This window comes from Flagellimonas marinaquae, assembly GCF_023716465.1.
Lineage (GTDB): Bacteria > Bacteroidota > Bacteroidia > Flavobacteriales > Flavobacteriaceae > Flagellimonas > Flagellimonas alginolytica.
Genome location: NZ_CP092415.1, coordinates 1,185,251 through 1,201,477 on the forward strand (window position 1 = coordinate 1,185,251; position 16,227 = coordinate 1,201,477).

Annotated in this window: 16 protein-coding genes; 11 read left to right on the forward strand and 5 right to left on the reverse strand. The window is 41.3% G+C overall.

The window, feature by feature from the left end; all coding sequences use genetic code 11:
• The first annotated feature begins 44 nt into the window (after nucleotides 1-44).
• From MJO53_RS05355 to MJO53_RS05365, 3 genes are read left to right on the forward strand one after another with little or no spacing between them, the layout of a single operon-like run.
• On the forward strand, nucleotides 45-1,700 hold the full coding sequence (locus MJO53_RS05355; protein WP_252080753.1) for an ArnT family glycosyltransferase: 1,656 nt from the start codon (nucleotides 45-47) through the stop codon (nucleotides 1,698-1,700).
• Complete coding sequence (locus MJO53_RS05360) at nucleotides 1,697-2,356, forward strand: DUF4271 domain-containing protein (RefSeq protein WP_252080754.1); 660 nt, start codon at nucleotides 1,697-1,699, stop codon at nucleotides 2,354-2,356. Before MJO53_RS05355 ends, MJO53_RS05360 begins: the two co-directional genes overlap by 4 nt.
• A 6-nt stretch (nucleotides 2,357-2,362) precedes the next feature.
• Nucleotides 2,363-3,106 carry a uroporphyrinogen-III synthase gene (locus MJO53_RS05365; protein ID WP_224836257.1) on the forward strand — a complete coding sequence of 248 codons (744 nt, stop codon included), beginning with the start codon at nucleotides 2,363-2,365 and terminating at the stop codon, nucleotides 3,104-3,106.
• A 50-nt stretch (nucleotides 3,107-3,156) separates the two neighbouring features.
• Here MJO53_RS05365 and pckA read toward each other — a convergent pair whose 3' ends face one another.
• Nucleotides 3,157-4,773 carry a phosphoenolpyruvate carboxykinase (ATP) gene (gene pckA, locus MJO53_RS05370; RefSeq protein WP_252080755.1) on the reverse strand — a complete coding sequence of 539 codons (1,617 nt, stop codon included), beginning with the start codon at nucleotides 4,771-4,773 and terminating at the stop codon, nucleotides 3,157-3,159.
• 63 nt (nucleotides 4,774-4,836) lie between these two features.
• On the reverse strand, nucleotides 4,837-5,229 hold the full coding sequence (locus tag MJO53_RS05375) for a DUF423 domain-containing protein (protein ID WP_224836255.1): 393 nt from the start codon (nucleotides 5,227-5,229) through the stop codon (nucleotides 4,837-4,839).
• Nucleotides 5,230-5,306: 77 nt separating this feature from the next.
• Between MJO53_RS05375 and MJO53_RS05380 the strand changes: the two genes are divergently transcribed.
• The 4 genes from MJO53_RS05380 to MJO53_RS05395 all read left to right on the forward strand — a co-directional run bounded on the left by MJO53_RS05380 (nucleotide 5,307) and on the right by MJO53_RS05395 (nucleotide 8,189).
• Nucleotides 5,307-6,680 carry a saccharopine dehydrogenase family protein gene (locus MJO53_RS05380; RefSeq protein WP_252080756.1) on the forward strand — a complete coding sequence of 458 codons (1,374 nt, stop codon included), beginning with the start codon at nucleotides 5,307-5,309 and terminating at the stop codon, nucleotides 6,678-6,680.
• A 48-nt stretch (nucleotides 6,681-6,728) separates the two neighbouring features.
• Entirely contained in the window at nucleotides 6,729-7,199 is a 471-nt protein-coding gene (locus tag MJO53_RS05385) for an Lrp/AsnC ligand binding domain-containing protein (protein WP_224836253.1), read from the forward strand.
• Between the two features lie 39 nt (nucleotides 7,200-7,238).
• Entirely contained in the window at nucleotides 7,239-7,556 is a 318-nt protein-coding gene (locus MJO53_RS05390) for a hypothetical protein (RefSeq protein ID WP_252080757.1), read from the forward strand.
• 114 nt (nucleotides 7,557-7,670) lie between these two features.
• Nucleotides 7,671-8,189 (forward strand): ferritin, encoded by a 519-nt coding sequence (locus tag MJO53_RS05395; protein ID WP_252080758.1) that lies wholly within the window; start codon nucleotides 7,671-7,673, stop codon nucleotides 8,187-8,189.
• Between the two features lie 182 nt (nucleotides 8,190-8,371).
• On the opposite strand, the gene MJO53_RS05400 is transcribed toward MJO53_RS05395, so the two are convergent.
• The 3 genes from MJO53_RS05400 to leuS all read right to left on the reverse strand — a co-directional run bounded on the left by MJO53_RS05400 (nucleotide 8,372) and on the right by leuS (nucleotide 13,439).
• Nucleotides 8,372-9,073 (reverse strand): zinc metallopeptidase, encoded by a 702-nt coding sequence (locus MJO53_RS05400; protein WP_224836250.1) that lies wholly within the window; start codon nucleotides 9,071-9,073, stop codon nucleotides 8,372-8,374.
• A 90-nt stretch (nucleotides 9,074-9,163) separates the two neighbouring features.
• Nucleotides 9,164-10,264, reverse strand: a complete 1,101-nt coding sequence (ald, locus tag MJO53_RS05405) for an alanine dehydrogenase (protein ID WP_252080759.1) — start codon at nucleotides 10,262-10,264, stop codon at nucleotides 9,164-9,166.
• Nucleotides 10,265-10,580: 316 nt separating this feature from the next.
• Nucleotides 10,581-13,439 carry a leucine--tRNA ligase gene (gene leuS, locus MJO53_RS05410; protein WP_252080760.1) on the reverse strand — a complete coding sequence of 953 codons (2,859 nt, stop codon included), beginning with the start codon at nucleotides 13,437-13,439 and terminating at the stop codon, nucleotides 10,581-10,583.
• A gap of 89 nt (nucleotides 13,440-13,528) precedes the next feature.
• On the opposite strand from leuS, the gene MJO53_RS05415 reads away from it, so the two are divergent.
• From MJO53_RS05415 to truB, 4 genes are read left to right on the forward strand one after another with little or no spacing between them, the layout of a single operon-like run.
• Nucleotides 13,529-14,407, forward strand: a complete 879-nt coding sequence (locus tag MJO53_RS05415; RefSeq protein WP_252080761.1) for a cell division protein FtsX — start codon at nucleotides 13,529-13,531, stop codon at nucleotides 14,405-14,407.
• 9 nt (nucleotides 14,408-14,416) lie between these two features.
• A complete protein-coding gene (locus MJO53_RS05420) occupies nucleotides 14,417-14,683 on the forward strand; it encodes a DUF3098 domain-containing protein (RefSeq protein WP_252080762.1) in 267 nt (88 codons plus the stop codon).
• Nucleotide 14,684: 1 nt separating this feature from the next.
• Nucleotides 14,685-15,479: an undecaprenyl-diphosphate phosphatase gene (locus MJO53_RS05425; protein WP_224836245.1), complete on the forward strand. Its 795-nt coding sequence runs from the start codon at nucleotides 14,685-14,687 to the stop codon at nucleotides 15,477-15,479.
• A 32-nt stretch (nucleotides 15,480-15,511) separates the two neighbouring features.
• Nucleotides 15,512-16,216 (forward strand): tRNA pseudouridine(55) synthase TruB, encoded by a 705-nt coding sequence (gene truB, locus MJO53_RS05430; protein ID WP_252080763.1) that lies wholly within the window; start codon nucleotides 15,512-15,514, stop codon nucleotides 16,214-16,216.
• Nucleotides 16,217-16,227: the final 11 nt, after the last annotated feature.

A 16,227-nucleotide genomic window follows, 5' to 3' on the forward strand; every position in this document is an offset into this window, starting at 1 on the left:
TGGTTCAATATTTGTAACTTTGCGCCTTTAAAAAACCTATTTTGATGTCTCAAAAGTTTCCCAGACTTTTTTTTATACTATTAGCGGTTCTTTTTGTACTCAATCTTGTTCAAGCTTCGATAACGGAATTGATTTACGATGAGGCCTATTACTGGTACTATGCGCAAAACTTGTCCTGGGGATATTTTGACCATCCTTCCATGGTTGCCTTTTTGATCAAACTAAGTAGTCTTTTCTTTGATGGTGAACTAGGGGTAAGGTTTATGAGCACCATACTTTCGGCCGGCACCTATATTTTGCTCTGGCTTTTGGTGGACAACCCCAAGAAAAAGGACTATGTTGTTCATTTTTTCTTGTTGGTGTTTTCTTTTACCTTGATGAACGCATATGGTTTTTTAACCTTGCCCGATACATCCCTACTGTTCTTTACCGCCCTGTTCCTATGGCTATACAAACGCTTTCTTGAAAACGAGGCTATCTTGACCACCATTTTACTGGGCCTGACCATGGCTGCGCTGATGTACAGTAAGTACCATGCGGTATTGGTCATCTTGTTTGTTTTCCTTTCCAACTACAAACTAATTTTTAACAAAAAAGCGTGGCTTGCAGTAATACTGGCCTTGATTTGCTACATTCCCCACTTTGTTTGGCTCTATCAGAACAACTTTGTATCCATTACCTTCCATTTGTACGAACGGCCCAACCAAGCCTATTCCTTTGATGGTTTTACATTGGGATATTTCTTGAACATTATTGCAATAATCGGTCTATTGTTCTATTGGATCTATGGTTCGCTTTTTAAGTTCAGGCCCAAGGATACTTTTTCCAAAGCTTTGGTTTATTTGGTATACGGTGTATTGATTTTCTTTTTCATTTCCAGTTTTAACAGAAGGGTACAAGCGCAGTGGACCATTGTTGTCTCGATCCCGTTGGCCATAATTGCTTTTGATTACCTGATCAGCAATAAAAAAAGTAGAAAATGGATGTACCGAACAGGTATTGTCAGCTTGGTGCTTTTAATGTACGCTAGGGCATGGATGGTACACTACCCGTTATTTCCCATGCTCTACGAAACCCATGGCAACAAGGTTTGGACCAAAGAGCTTAAAGAAAAGTCCGGGGGTGTTCCGGTTGTTTTCGAAAACTCCTATCGCAGAGCTCCCAAATATGAATTTTACTCGGGGGTTCCAGCCATTTCCTTGAACAATTATATGTACCGAAAAAACCAATATTCCATAGATGGTTCCGAAGAAAGGGTTCGTGGCAAAAAAGTATTGTACGTATCCAAATACAAAAAGAGTGGGGATGTGACCTATATGCATTTGGACAGCACCATATTTTTTGGAAACTATATTGAAAACTTTCAATCGTACCGAAATCTAAAGTGCATAGTGGACAAGAAGGAAAACAATACGGGTTATTCGTTAAAAGTATACAATCCTTATCCTTTTGACATCCCGTTGGAGCAATTAAAATTCACCATTTCCTATTCCAACAAACACAAACAAGTAAAACAAATGCGCTCTTTAAAAGTTAATAAGCTAACGCCGAAAGCTTCAACCTTGCGGTCCAAGGACACTTTGTTCTATTCTTTTGATCTACCCCTGTCCAAAATGGAAAACCCATCTTACTTTAGGATTGGAATTGCAGAAAATGGATTGCCTCCCGGACTAAACGGACAACCTATTAAAATTGAATGATGGAACCGGTTGAAAAAACGATCATTTCTATAGATTGGATGACGGTTACGCTGTTCATCAGTTTGGTTGTTTTGGCTTTGGGCAAGTATTTGTACCACAAAAAATTCTTGAATTTTATTATCCTTCCATTTAATGATAAATACATTCTTCTCCATAATAAAAAAGGGCAATTTTCCCATTGGTTCCATCTACTTTTAACCCTTTTCCAATTAATCAACCTTTCACTGTTTCTTTACTTGGTCTTAAGAACTTTTTCCTTGTTGCCGGATGGCGAACCTCTTACCATTTATTTTATATTATTGGGTTTTTTGGCCCTGTTCGAACTGGTTAAATTTTTAGTTCAAATGTTCACGGGATTTGTTTTTAACAATACAGTTGTTATAAGCGGCCTGATTTTTAGTAAAATTTCTTACCTCAACTACAGCAGTATTGTAATTTTACTCACCAACATATTATTGATTTACATTACAACCAACTCAAAAACAGCAATATATACTGCAATTCTATGTGTTGCCCTAATTAATGGCATTGGTGTGGCCAAGCTGTTGAAGAACTATCAAAAAGCACTGTTCCCTTATTTTGTCTATTTTATTTTGTACCTTTGCGCACTCGAAATTGCGCCCTTGGTGTTAATTGGAAGCTATTTAAAAGGTTGATAACTTATGAAAGTAAAAACAATTTTGGTTTCCCAACCAGAACCCAAAGTCGAAAACTCACCTTACTCAAGATTAATTGAAAAAGAGAAAATTAAAGTAGATTTCAGACCATTCATTCATGTAGAAGGCGTAGAGGCCAAGAATGTTAGGCAACAAAAAATCGACTTGAACAACTTCTCTGCAATTATCTTGACCAGTAGAAACTCTGTTGACCATTTTTTTAGAATTGCTGATGAAATGCGCTTCAAGGTTCCGGATTCAATGAAATATTTTTGTCAGTCGGAGGCAGTTGCCTATTACTTACAAAAATATGTTGTATACCGTAAGAGAAAAATCTATGTTGGAAAAAGGACTTTCAACGAATTGATTCCTCTGATCAAAAAGTATAAGGACGAAAAATTCCTATTACCCTCATCTGATTCCCTAAAACCTATTGTCCCCGAATTATTGGACGAATTGGGAGTGAATTGGACACGTGGAATTTTTTACAAAACCGTGATCAGTGATCTTTCCGACCTAAGAAACGTTTATTACGACATCTTGGTATTCTTTAGCCCTTCTGGCATTGAGTCCTTGATGAAGAATTTTCCGGATTTTGAACAGAACAACACGAGAATTGCCGTTTTCGGCAATAGTACGGTAAAGGCCGCGACCAATGCAGGACTTAGAATCGATATTCAGGCGCCAACGCCAGAGACTCCATCGATGACCATGGCACTGCAGAAGTACATTACCAGTGTAAACAAATAAAGACGAAATTTAGATCAATAAAAAAGCCCCGAAATCGGGGCTTTATTTTTTTAGAATGCATACCGTTGCGGGCCTCCCCTTCGGATTTCCTCACTGGCATAAGATTCAAACTTTTTAAAGTTTTCCCTAAAGGCATTGCTCAATTTAAAGGCTGTTTTGTAGTAAGCCTCATCATTGTTCCAAGTAGTTCGTGGACTGAGCACTTCTTTAGGTACTCCAGGACATTCCCTTGGCTGTGCCACCCCGAATACGGAGTGTATATGATAGTTTTCGTAATTGTACAGCCCAAGTTTACCTGTTAATGCCGCACTTATCATTGCTCTGGTGTATTTTAACTTCATACGGGTACCAACTCCATATGGTCCGCCGGTCCAACCTGTGTTCACCAACCAAACATCAACACCGGACTCCTTCATTTTCTTACTCAACATTTCAGCATATTTAGTAGGGTGAAGCGGCATAAACGGAGCTCCAAAGCATGCCGAAAAAGAGGGCTGCGGTTCCACAACACCCGCTTCGGTCCCTGCAACCTTGGCCGTGTATCCGGAAATAAAATGGTATGCCGCTTGGGATGGTGTTAGCTTAGAAATTGGAGGCAACACACCAAAGGCATCGGCAGTAAGAAAGAAGATGTTCTTTACATTTTCCCCAATGGACGGCTCTTGAATATTTTCGATATGATGGATCGGGTAACTTACTCTTGTATTTTGTGTAATGGAGGTATCGGCGAAATCGACCACCCCATTATCGTCCATGATCACATTCTCCAAAATCGCCCCCTTTTTTATGGCACCGTAGATCTCTGGCTCTTTCTCTTCGGCAAGGTCTATAACTTTTGCATAACAACCACCTTCAAAATTAAAAACCGTATTCTTGGAGGTCCATCCATGCTCATCATCACCGATTAGCTTTCTGTCGGGATCAGTGGACAAGGTAGTTTTTCCCGTTCCCGATAACCCAAAGAATATTGCGGTATCCCCATCTTGCCCCATATTTGCGGAGCAATGCATGGGCAAGGTGTTTTTATATACAGGTAGAATAAAGTTCAAAGCAGAGAAAATTCCTTTTTTAATTTCCCCTGTGTACCCGGTACCCCCGATCAGGGCAATTTTTTTACTGAAATTAAGTATGGCAAAATTATGCTGGCGGGTTCCATCTTCCATTGGATCGGCCTTGAAACCTGGTGCATTTACAACAGTCCATTCCGGGTCAAAACCTTGCAATTCTTCTTCGGTAGGGCGAAGAAACATGTTGTAGGCAAACATATTGGACCAAGGATATTCATTGATCAACCGTATGTTCAACTTATATTCTGGATCGGCACAAGCATAAGAGTCCCTAACATACAGCTCTTTATTGTTGAGATATGCGATAACTTTATCATAAAGCTTATCAAACTTTTCGCTCTCAAAGGGAATATTAATGTTGCCCCACCATATTTTATCGGATGTAATATCGTCCTTAACAATAAAACGGTCCATGGGTGATCTTCCCGTAAACTCCCCCGTGTTAACGGCCAAAGCTCCAGAGGAGGCCTCTTTGCCCATACCCAACTCAATGGTAATGTCGTGCAGCTCGTCTGGTGATAGTTGATAATTGATATTATCGTGGGTTATCCCATACGTTTTTAACGAAATCGATTTCGTGGCTGAAGCAGAATCCTTCATAGTTTAGTTTATTTGTTGGTACAAAACTAGAAAATATTCGCTTTTCGACCTTTCAAATATGGGTTAATTGAGTTCTTTTTGGGTTAAAATGTGATATCCCAAATAAATCCAAGCCATGATCAAGAAAACTCCCCCGATTGGTGTTAAAAAGCCGATAATCTTAAAGTCAAATGAAGTTAAACTGTTCAATGCCAATAGGTAAATTGAAAAAGAGAACAATACAACACCCAATAGCAAAAGGATAAAAACCGGCTTCTTTGCTTTAATCTTAACACCATTATACATACCCAGGAAAAGAAGGAACAAGGCATGATACATCTGGTACCGAACCCCTGTTTCAAAAGTATCAACAGCATCGGAATCCACAAGTTTCTCAAGCCCATGGGCGCCAAAAGCCCCCAACACTATCGCCAACATTCCCAAAAAAGTTCCAGTGAGTAAAATTGTTCTGTTCATAACTTTTATTGGCTATTTTTTTAAAAATATAACAATTTAATACCTTAGTAACGATTAAACAAAAGTAAACAAAACACATGGTCCGCACTATATTGGTTTTAGGCGCAGGTAAATCAACCTCATACTTACTAGATTATTTTTTAAAAAAGGCGAACGAAGAAAATATTCATTTAAAAATCGGGGATCTTCGTCCCGAAAATATCCCCGATGAATTTTCCAGACATTCCAATTGCACGGTATTTACGTTGGATATTTTTAATGAGTCCGACAGGAAAAAAGCTGTATCGGAAGCCTCCATTGTAGTTTCCATGTTACCAGCAAGTCTGCACATCAACGTTGCACACGATTGTATCGAATTCAATAAGCATCTTATTACAGCATCGTACATAAGTAACGAACTAAAGGCTCTGGATGATAAAGTAAAAGAAAAGGGCCTTGTATTTATGAACGAAATTGGTCTTGACCCTGGAATCGACCATATGAGCGCCATGGAGGCAATAGATCGCATCCGGGACGCAGGTGGAAAAATGTTGCTGTTCGAATCCTTTACCGGCGGATTGGTAGCCCCGGAAAGCGACACCAATCTATGGCACTATAAATTTACCTGGAATCCCAGAAACGTGGTACTGGCCGGCCAAGGAGGCACAGCAAAATTTATCCAAGAGGGCACGTACAAATACATACCCTATCAAAAATTGTTCAGAAGGACAGAATTTATGGACGTCGAGGGCTACGGCACTTTTGAAGCCTATGCCAATCGCGATTCCTTAAAGTACCGCGAAGCGTACGGCCTGCAAGACGCGTTAACACTTTTTAGAGGAACCATGCGAAGGGTAGGTTTTTCCAAAGCATGGCAAATGTTTGTGGTCCTGGGCATGACGGATGATAGTTACTCCATTGAAAATTCCGAAGGAATGTCCTATCGCGAATTTGTGAATTTATTTCTTCCCTATTCGCCTACAGATTCGGTAGAGTTAAAAATGAGACATTACCTAAAGATCGACCAAGACGATATTATGTGGGGCAAGCTTTTGGACTTGAACATTTTTGACGACTCTAAAAAAATTCCGCTCAAAAATGCATCGCCTGCACAAATGCTCCAATACATACTTGAGGATAGCTGGACCCTGAAAGAAGACGAAAAGGATATGATCGTAATGTACCACAAGTTTGGATACGAATTAAATGGCGAAAAAAAACAGATTGATGCCAATATGGTGGTCATCGGAGAAAACCGACGTTATACGGCAATGTCCAAAACTGTAGGTCTTCCCGTAGCTATCGCCACCTTAAAAATCCTGAACGGAGAAATTACGACACCAGGTGTACAAATTCCTATAAGCAAAGAGGTATACGAACCTATCTTATCCGAGTTGCGTACCCAGGGCATCGAGTTCAAAGAATATCAAGTTCCCTATTTAGGTTACAATCCCGATTCGGTAGCGAGTTAAAATTTGTTAGATTTTGGATACCTTTAGCTATACTTTAAAATTCAAGAAGTGAAAAACAATAACAGTTCCGTAAAAATAGACGGTATTGACAAAAAGATCCTAAGGTATCTCATGGAGGATGCAAGACGACCCATTCTCGAAATAGCAAGAAACATAGGCATTTCGGGAGCCGCAATACACCAAAGACTCCGCAAACTGGAAAGCTCAGGGCTATTGGCAGGATCCAAATTTGTAATCAACCCAAAAGTATTGGGCTATTCTACCATGGCCTACATCGGCATTTATTTGGACAAGGCCATGACCAACCCGCGAGCGGTAAAACAATTGGAAGAAATTCCGGAAGTACTGGAATGCCATTACACCACAGGAAACTGGTCCATACTCATTAAAGTATTGTGCCGGGACAATGAACACCTCATGCAGGTCCTCAATAAAAAAATCCAACAGATCGAAGGAGTATCACGAACAGAAACCTTTATCTCCCTGGATCAGCAAATTGATAGACAAATACGGATTTGATATTTGTATTGAATCTAAATAAATATTACATTTGACCCCATGAATGTAGTATTCAAATCCAAATATTATACACTTTATCAATCCACGGCCGAACGCAGATATTATATCGATTTTGGACAAAAACTAATTCGCATGTCTCTTTGCGAGCTGTTATCCCTTAGGCATAAAATACTGTCCATCTCCGTAGAAGACCATTTTGATAGTGATTTGAATTCCCACGGTTTAGAAGTTTTGATGCTTTGCAATAAAGAGCATTTGTTCATCCTTAATACCCTAGAGGTACTAGATCTTAAAAATCTTATCCATAATGGTTTTGTGGCCATAGGACTTTCTGCCAAAGCCGAAGCCCTTACGTAAAAGACCTGCTTACTTTTATCCAGTCTTAATTGGTTTCTAAATTAAAGGGACCAGTACGCTGTACAGATTTAAATCTGTAACTTTATATCACAATCACATTAGAAACTTAGTATTATGAAAGATATCGCAAGACAAAGTATGAGCATAAAAGTGGAATCCATGGATTTGCTCAACGGACAAATACAAATGGAAGCCCATGCCTCTGCGACCTATTTGGCCATGGCTTCATGGTGCGAGCAAAATGGTTTTTTTACCAGCGCCAAATTTTTCTTTAAACAAGCAGAGGAAGAACGTGAACATATGATGAAAATCTTCAATTTTTTGGTTGATACCGGAGGGAACCCAATTTCACCGGAAGTAACCAATATCAACCACGATTACTCTTCAATTGTTGATGTATTTGAATCTACTCTGGAGCATGAGGTAAAAGTGACCAAATCGATCCACAATATTGTTAAAAAAGCCCGTGAATCCGGCGATATTGCAACCGAGCGTTTCTTGGATTGGTTTGTAATGGAGCAGGTGGAAGAAGAAAATACCGTAAGGGACATCTTGGATATGATCGAGGTAACGGGCACCGAAGGTGTTGGACTCCAAATGATCGACAATCAAGTAGCGAACTGGATTGACTAAAAAAATCCAATCACAACAACCAAAAAGAGGCAGATTTTCGTCAACCTGAACTTGTTTCAGGTTCTCATAGTGATTTTTTTATCAGTTTGACGAGATTCTGAAATGAATTCAGAATGACGACTTCAACACATACAATAAAAAAAGGGGCCGATCGGCCCCTTTTTTATTTGAGTTATAATTTCTTAATCTCTTCCTCCAAAAACCTGCACCGCCCAGTACAATAGGGAGGCCAAGGCGCCCAAAGCTGCGACCAAATAGGTTCTTGCTGCCCATTTTAGTGCATCCTCTGCTCCGGAATACTCCTCTTGGGTAACCATGTTCTTTTGCTTTAACCACACCAAAGCCCTTTTACTGGCATCGTACTCAACGGGCAGGGTAATAAAGCTGAACAAAGTGGCAAATCCCATCATAATCAAACCAGCAACAGCTATATAAAAGCCAATACCGCCCGCTACACCCGTAGCGGCCATCAGCATAATTCCACCAAAAACCACCCAAGTGGACATTCCAGAGGTAACGCTCACCACAGGAACCAATTTGGAACGCATGGTCAACCATTCATATGCCTGCGCATGTTGTACCGCATGTCCACATTCGTGTGCCGCCACCGCGGCAGCAGAAGCATTTCGTTGGTTGTACACACCTTCACTAAGGTTTACGGTTTTATTCTTAGGGTTGTAGTGGTCCGTCAACATTCCGGGTGTGGAAATAACCTTTACATCCCTTATTCCATGATCATCCAGCATTTTTTGGGCAATCTCCGCACCACTCATCCCATTGCGCAAATGCACCTTGGAATACTTCTTGAACTTACTCTTTAATCGGTTGCTCACCAGCCAGCTGATCAGGGCAATTCCCCCGATCAATATATAATATGTCATCATAATTTAATCGTTTATATAAATATACCACATAAATGCAAAAACCCCGCCAAATCGTGGCAGGGTTAAAATACTGTCAAAATGTTAGTCCAGTTAGACCAAAACCGGATCTAAATGAAAAGTTTCGGCGATCTCTTTGTAAATAATCTCTCCTTCAACAACATTCAATCCTTTTTTTAAGGACGGATCTAATTTGCATGCACTTCTCCATCCTAGATTGGCCAATTGTAGCACATAGGGCAGTGTAACATTCGTCAAGGCAACTGTAGAAGTATAAGGCACTGCCCCTGGCATATTGGCTACACAATAGTGAACTACATCATCTATAATAAACACCGGGTCCTCATGGGTTGTAGGCTTGGTGGTCTCCACGCATCCTCCCTGATCTACGGCAACATCGACAATTACGGTGCCCGGATGCATATCCTTTAGCATATCCCTGGTGATCAAGTTGGGTGCCTTGGCCCCTTTTAAAAGCACTCCCCCAATAATAAGGTCGTGCGTTTTTATATGTTTTCTGATGTTGAACTCGTTAGAAAAACCGGTTACAACATGACTTGGCATAATGTCGTTCACGTACCGGAGGCGCTTCATGTTCACATCCAAAATAGTGACCTGCGCACCCAGACCTGCTGCCATTTTAGCAGCCTGAATACCAACAGTACCCGCTCCCAGAACCAAAACCCTACCGGGTGAAACTCCGGGAACTCCACCCAAAAGCACTCCTTTACCCTTAACAGGCTTTTCCAGATACTTTGCTCCTTGCTGTATTGCCATTCTGCCGGCAACCTCGGACATTGGGGTTAACAAGGGCAAGGTTCCATCTTCATCTTCTACCGTTTCGTAAGCTATACAAATGGCCTTACTCCTGATCATGGCCTTGGTCAAGGCTTCACTGGAAGCAAAATGGAAGTAGGTAAACACAATCTGTCCTTCCTGAATTAGGTTATATTCTTCTGCTATGGGCTCCTTTACCTTAACGATCATATCGCTCATGGCATACACTTGACCAATGGTATCCAAAATTGTGGCCCCGGCCTGCTGATAATCCTGATTGAAAAAACCACTGCCTTCACCTGCACCTGATTGCACGTAAACCGTGTGATTGTTCTTTACCAATTCAAATACTCCAGCGGGCGTCATGCCCACCCGGCTCTCATTGTTTTTGATTTCTTTCGGTATCCCAACAGTCATTTTGTTGTTTTTAATGGTTTCTGGGACCAAAGTTGTACAAAAAAAATGAATCACAACAGAAATAATCGATAAAAAGTAGGGGTATCAGGTAAAATAATGTATTTTTTAATATTTATACCCTCTATTTATATGGGTCTAATTAATTTTTTTATATGTTTTTGACTTTGCAACCCTATTTTTTTAATGGGTGTTGTGTTTTAAATAAAAAAGCATGCCGGTCGGCATGCTTTTTTGAGGGTATTCTTATAAAATTCGTATTGATTTTATCGTATGAGATTCCGAATCGAGTTCGGAATGACAGCAACAATTTATCGGATTACCCAACAATATTTACAATCTTACCTGGAACCACGATTACCTTTTTAGGCTCTCTGCCCTGCAACTGCTCCTTCGTTTTTTCGTGGGCCAGCACCGCGGCTTCAATATCCTCCTTGCTCATATCCAACGGCAACTCCAATTTGAAGCGCATTTTTCCATTAAAGGATATCGGGTATTCCTTACTGCTCTCCACCAAATATTTTTCCTCAAACTTCGGGAAAGGCACTTCGGCAATGGACCCGGTATTGCCCAAACGCTCCCAGAGCTCTTCGGCAATGTGCGGCGCATAAGGTGAAACCAAAACTGCCAATGGACCCAGAATCGCCTTGCTGGTACATTTTTGAGATGTTAACTCGTTTACACAGATCATAAAGGTAGATACGGATGTATTGAACGAGAAGTTTTCGATATCCTCTTCCACTTTTTTGATGGTCTTGTGCAGCGTTTTGAGATTATCGGCGGTAGGTTCCGTTTCGGCTCCGCTCAGCGACCCATTTGTATATAACTTCCAAAGTTTTTTAAGGAAAGAGTGTACTCCGGAAATACCTGCCGTATTCCAAGGCTTGGATTGCTCCAAGGGGCCCAAGAACATTTCGTACAAACGAAGTGAATCGGCTCCGTACTCCTCACAAATGGCATCTGGATTGACGACATTGTATTTGGATTTGGACATTTTTTCGACCTCGCGGCCTACAATGTACTTTTCATTTTCTAGAATGAACTCCGCATCTTTATATTCAGGTTGCCATTCTTTAAAGGCCTCCACATCCAATTCATCGGAAGCATTTACCAAAGAAACATCGGCGTGAATTGGGACAACGTTCTTACCTTCTATCAATCCTTTTGAATATACCTTATTAGAATCCAATTCCCGATATATAAAAGCACTCGTACCCGTAATCATCCCTTGGTTGATCAACTTTTGGGCAAATTCGTCTTTGGGCACATAACCCATATCGAACATAAACTTCTGCCAAAAGCGGGAATACAACAAGTGGCCCGTAGCGTGTTCGCTTCCTCCTATATAAAGGTCCACATCTTGCCAATAGTTGATGGCTTCTGGAGAGAAAATAGCGTCATCGTTCCGTGGATCCATATACCTATTAAAGTATTGGGAACTTCCCGCCCAACCCGGCATGGTATTTAATTCTAGAGGGAATACAGTTTCATGATCAATTAATTGATTATTGACCACTGTACATTGTTTTACGTCCCACGCCCATTCGGTGGCGTTGCCCAATGGCGGCTCACCCGTTTCGGTGGGAAGATATTTTTCCACTTCGGGCAATTGTAAGGGCAAATGCTCCAAATCAATCATTTGCGGCATACCATCCTTATAATATACAGGAAATGGTTCGCCCCAGTAGCGCTGACGGCTAAATACGGCATCGCGCAAACGGTAGTTCACTTTTCCTTCGCCATGTCCGATCTTCTCCAACTCGGCAATGGCTTTCTTCATGGCATCCTTATAAGATAATCCATTCAAAAAGTCAGAATTGGCAATAATAGTAGTTTCCTTATCAGCAAATGCCTCTTCGGAAATATCCACCCCTTCAAAAATATTGAGGATATCTATATTATAATGTTTTGCAAAATCATAATCGCGTTGGTCGCCGCAGGGTACGGCCATAACCGCTCCCGTTCCATAACTGGCCAACACGTAGTCGCCAATCCAAATCGGGATAGGTTCTTTGGTAAACGGATGCTCTGCATAAGCTCCCGTAAATACCCCTGAAATGGTTTTTACATCCGCCATACGGTCGCGCTCGGAACGTTTTGCCGTAGCTTCCACATAAGCATCAACCTCGGCTTTTTGTTCCGGGGTCGTAATTTTGGCCACCAATTCATGCTCAGGAGCCAAGGTCATAAAACTTACACCGAAAATGGTATCGGGGCGGGTGGTGAAGACCTCTATCTCGTAAGGCTTCTCGACTGTGCTCAAAGTGACATCCCGGTCGCTTCGACTACGCTCAGCGTCCAACACATTAAAAGTAACCGAAGCACCTACAGATCGCCCAATCCAGTTGGTTTGGGAATCCTTTAAAGGTTGCGGCCAATCAATTTTATCCAATCCGTCCAACAAACGCTGGGCATAAGCTGTGATGCGCATGCTCCATTGCGTCATTTTTTTACGAACCACGGGGTGACCTCCACGCTCGGAAACCCCATTTACGATTTCATCATTGGCCAAAACGGTTCCAAGGGCAGGACACCAGTTTACTTCGGTATCCGCCAAATAGGTCAATCTGTATTTTAAAAGGATTTCTTGCTTTTCCTTGTCGGAATACGTATTCCAAGTGACTGCATCAAAACTTGGAACATCATCATCACAAGCGGCTTCAACATTGGTATTCCCTTCTTTTTCAAAAATGGAGATCAGACTGGAAATGTTTTCTGCTTTGTCCGATTTCTTATTGTACCAAGCGTTGAACAATTGGATAAAAATCCATTGTGTCCACTTGTAATATTGTGGGTTGGAGGTTCGCACTTCGCGGCTCCAATCAAAAGAGAAACCAAGCTGGTCCAACTGCTCACGGTACCGGTTAATGTTGTTTTCCGTCGTAATCGCAGGATGCTGACCCGTTTGAATCGCATATTGCTCCGCTGGCAACCCGAAGGAATCGTAGCCCATTGGGTGCAACACATTGAATCCTTTGTGTCTTTTGTAACGCGAATAGATGTCCGTGGCAATGTATCCTAGCGGGTGCCCTACGTGCAGGCCTGCCCCCGAGGGGTAAGGGAACATCGACAATGCATAAAATTTAGGTTTGTCGGAATCGTTGGATGCCTTAAAAGTTTCATTTTCTGCCCAATACTTCTGCCATTTGGCCTCAATCTCGCGGAAATCGTAATTCATTGTTAATCTTGTTCAATTTCGTGTGCAAAAATAGGTTTAATCCCCTAAATACAATTTACTTTTCTATTTTTACGTACTGATTCTATTCTATGAGCCAATATATTGAACGATATCAGAGACGAAAACTGATTTCCTCCTACTTTTCCGTGGCTTTGAGCATTGCCTTGGTCCTGTTTCTTTTGGGTGTTTTGGGCCTTTTGGTGCTCAACACCAAAAAATTGGCAGACCATTTTAAAGAGCAGATCACTATTTCGGTGTTTTTGAAAGATAATGCCAAGCCGGTCGAGATTGACCAGTTACAAAAAAGTTTGGCCCTTGCGGAGCACACAAAATCCGCCGAATACATTTCCAAAGAAGATGCGGCGGAACAATACAGCGAGGATATTGGCGAAAACTTTGAAGAGTTTTTGGGCTACAATCCCTTGAAAAATTCCATCGATGTGCATTTAAAGGCCGATTTTGTCTCTCCACAACAAATTGATGAGATTGCAGAAGACTTGGCGGCCAAGGCCTACGTGGACGAAGTTAGCTATGACAAACCCTTGATCTCCTTGCTCAACAACAACGCACGGAAAATCAGTTTATGGATATTGGTGGCCAGTGCTGTTTTCACCGTAATTGCCGTTTTATTGATCAATAGTTCCATCCGACTTTCCATTTATTCCAAAAGATTCATTATTAAAACCATGCAAATGGTAGGCGCCACGAAAACCTTTATCCGAAGGCCGTTTATCTGGACCAACATTAAACTGGGCATGGTCGGGGCAGTTGTCGCTTTGATCGGGTTGGGTGTATTGGTGTTCTATATCGACAAAAACTTCCCCGAATTGAATCTTTTGCAAGATTATATCGTTCTCATTATTTTGTTCGTTAGTGTATTTGGTTTGGGCGTTATCATTTCGTGGGCCAGCACCCATTTTGCGACCCAACGCTTTTTAAACCTGAGAACGGACGATCTTTATTACTAAATTTGCAGCATGAGCAAGAAAAACAACAACGGTTTAAAGCCTACAAAAGAATTTGTTTTCCAGAAGAAAAACTATTTCTTCCTATTTATAGGTATTGCCTTTATTGCCCTTGGGTTTATTTTGATGAGCGGTGGCGGAAGCGACGACCCCGAAGTATTCAACCCCGAGATATACAACTTTAGAAGAATCCGCCTTGCACCAACCTTGATTCTTATCGGTCTAGGCATTCAAGTATACGCCATTTTGTTGAATCCTAACAAGAAAAACAAGGAGTAATTTGGAGATAATCGATGCTATTATCCTTGGAATCATTCAGGGATTGACCGAATTTTTACCCGTTTCGTCCAGCGGACACTTGGAATTGGGAAAAGCCATATTGGGAGCACAGGCCGTTCCAGAGGAAAGCCTTTTATTTACCGTAATCTTGCACTTTGCCACGGCACTGAGCACCTTGGTGGTATTTCGGAAAGATGTTTTCGATATTTTGAAAGGCCTCTTTCAATTTAAATGGAACGAAGAGACCCAATTTTCCTTAAAGATCGTTATTTCGATGATTCCCGCCGCCTTGGTAGGATTGTTTTTAAACGATTTTATCGAAGTATTTTTTGATGGGGCCATTGTAATCGTAGGGATAATGCTCATAATTACGGCATTTTTACTGTATTTGGCAGATTTGGCCAAAACTACGGAAAAAGGTGTTTCTTTTCGTAGTTCCTTTATTATTGGAATGGCACAGGCCGTTGCCATACTACCAGGTATCTCCCGAAGTGGGGCAACTATTTCGGCTGCCGTACTTTTAGGAGTTGACAAGACAAAATCGGCACGTTTTTCCTTTTTAATGGTAGTCCCGTTGATCTTGGGAAAAGTGGCCAAAGATCTTATGGGAGGCGAAATCAATTTTCATGGTGATCAGGCCATAGCCATGGGGGCAGGGTTTGCAGCCGCTTTTTTTGCCGGATTGGCAGCCTGTACCTGGATGATCAAGCTGGTACGCCAGAGCAAGCTTAGTTATTTTGCCATTTACTGTTTAATAGTTGGGTTAATTGCCCTTGCTTGGAGCATTTGGGGATAGATCAGTATATTTGATGCCAAAATCCCAATTTTTTGAATACCCAAGAAAATTTTTTGAACGGTCGGATACTCTTGATCGATAAGCCTTTGGAATGGACTTCGTTCCAAGCAGTGAATGCCCTAAAATGGGCCATCCGGAAAAAATTCAATCTAAAAAAAATTAAAATTGGCCACGCTGGAACATTGGACCCTTTGGCCACTGGTTTGTTGATTATCTGTACGGGGAAATTCACCAAAAAAATTCCAGAGCTTCAAGGACAGATAAAAGAGTACACCGGAACTATTACTTTGGGAGCTACTACGCCTTCATACGACCTGGAGACCGAAGTGAACGAGACCTTTCCCACAGAACATCTTACCAATGAATCAATCCAAGAAGCTACTACACAATTTTTAGGAGAGATTGACCAAGTACCCCCTATTTTTTCAGCCTTAAAAAAAGATGGGAAGCGATTATATGAACTCGCCAGGGAAGGCAAACAAGTGGAGATAAAATCAAGAAAAATAGAAATTCTTGAATTTGAGATCACCCGAATTAATCTCCCCGAAGTGGACTTTAGGGTAGTCTGTAGCAAAGGGACCTATATACGTTCGCTTGCGCACGATTTTGGTAAGGCTTTGGGGTCCGGGGCCCATCTTAGCAAACTAAGAAGAACCAAAATAGGGGATTTCAACGTAGATAATGCTACAAGCCCCAATGTTTTCAAGGAAAAACTTGAGGTAAATACACCGACCTAAATAGGTCCAAA

Coding starts and splice junctions, on each gene's coding strand:
- MJO53_RS05355 (WP_252080753.1), top strand. CDS start 45: ATGTCTCAAAAGTTTCCCAGACTTTTTTTTATACTATTAGCGGTTCTT.
- MJO53_RS05360 (WP_252080754.1), top strand. CDS start 1,697: ATGATGGAACCGGTTGAAAAAACGATCATTTCTATAGATTGGATGACG.
- MJO53_RS05365 (WP_224836257.1), top strand. CDS start 2,363: ATGAAAGTAAAAACAATTTTGGTTTCCCAACCAGAACCCAAAGTCGAA.
- pckA (WP_252080755.1), bottom strand. CDS start 4,773: ATGAAGGATTCTGCTTCAGCCACGAAATCGATTTCGTTAAAAACGTAT.
- MJO53_RS05375 (WP_224836255.1), bottom strand. CDS start 5,229: ATGAACAGAACAATTTTACTCACTGGAACTTTTTTGGGAATGTTGGCG.
- MJO53_RS05380 (WP_252080756.1), top strand. CDS start 5,307: ATGGTCCGCACTATATTGGTTTTAGGCGCAGGTAAATCAACCTCATAC.
- MJO53_RS05390 (WP_252080757.1), top strand. CDS start 7,239: ATGAATGTAGTATTCAAATCCAAATATTATACACTTTATCAATCCACG.
- MJO53_RS05395 (WP_252080758.1), top strand. CDS start 7,671: ATGAAAGATATCGCAAGACAAAGTATGAGCATAAAAGTGGAATCCATG.
- MJO53_RS05400 (WP_224836250.1), bottom strand. CDS start 9,073: ATGATGACATATTATATATTGATCGGGGGAATTGCCCTGATCAGCTGG.
- ald (WP_252080759.1), bottom strand. CDS start 10,264: ATGACTGTTGGGATACCGAAAGAAATCAAAAACAATGAGAGCCGGGTG.
- leuS (WP_252080760.1), bottom strand. CDS start 13,439: ATGAATTACGATTTCCGCGAGATTGAGGCCAAATGGCAGAAGTATTGG.
- MJO53_RS05415 (WP_252080761.1), top strand. CDS start 13,529: ATGAGCCAATATATTGAACGATATCAGAGACGAAAACTGATTTCCTCC.
- MJO53_RS05420 (WP_252080762.1), top strand. CDS start 14,417: ATGAGCAAGAAAAACAACAACGGTTTAAAGCCTACAAAAGAATTTGTT.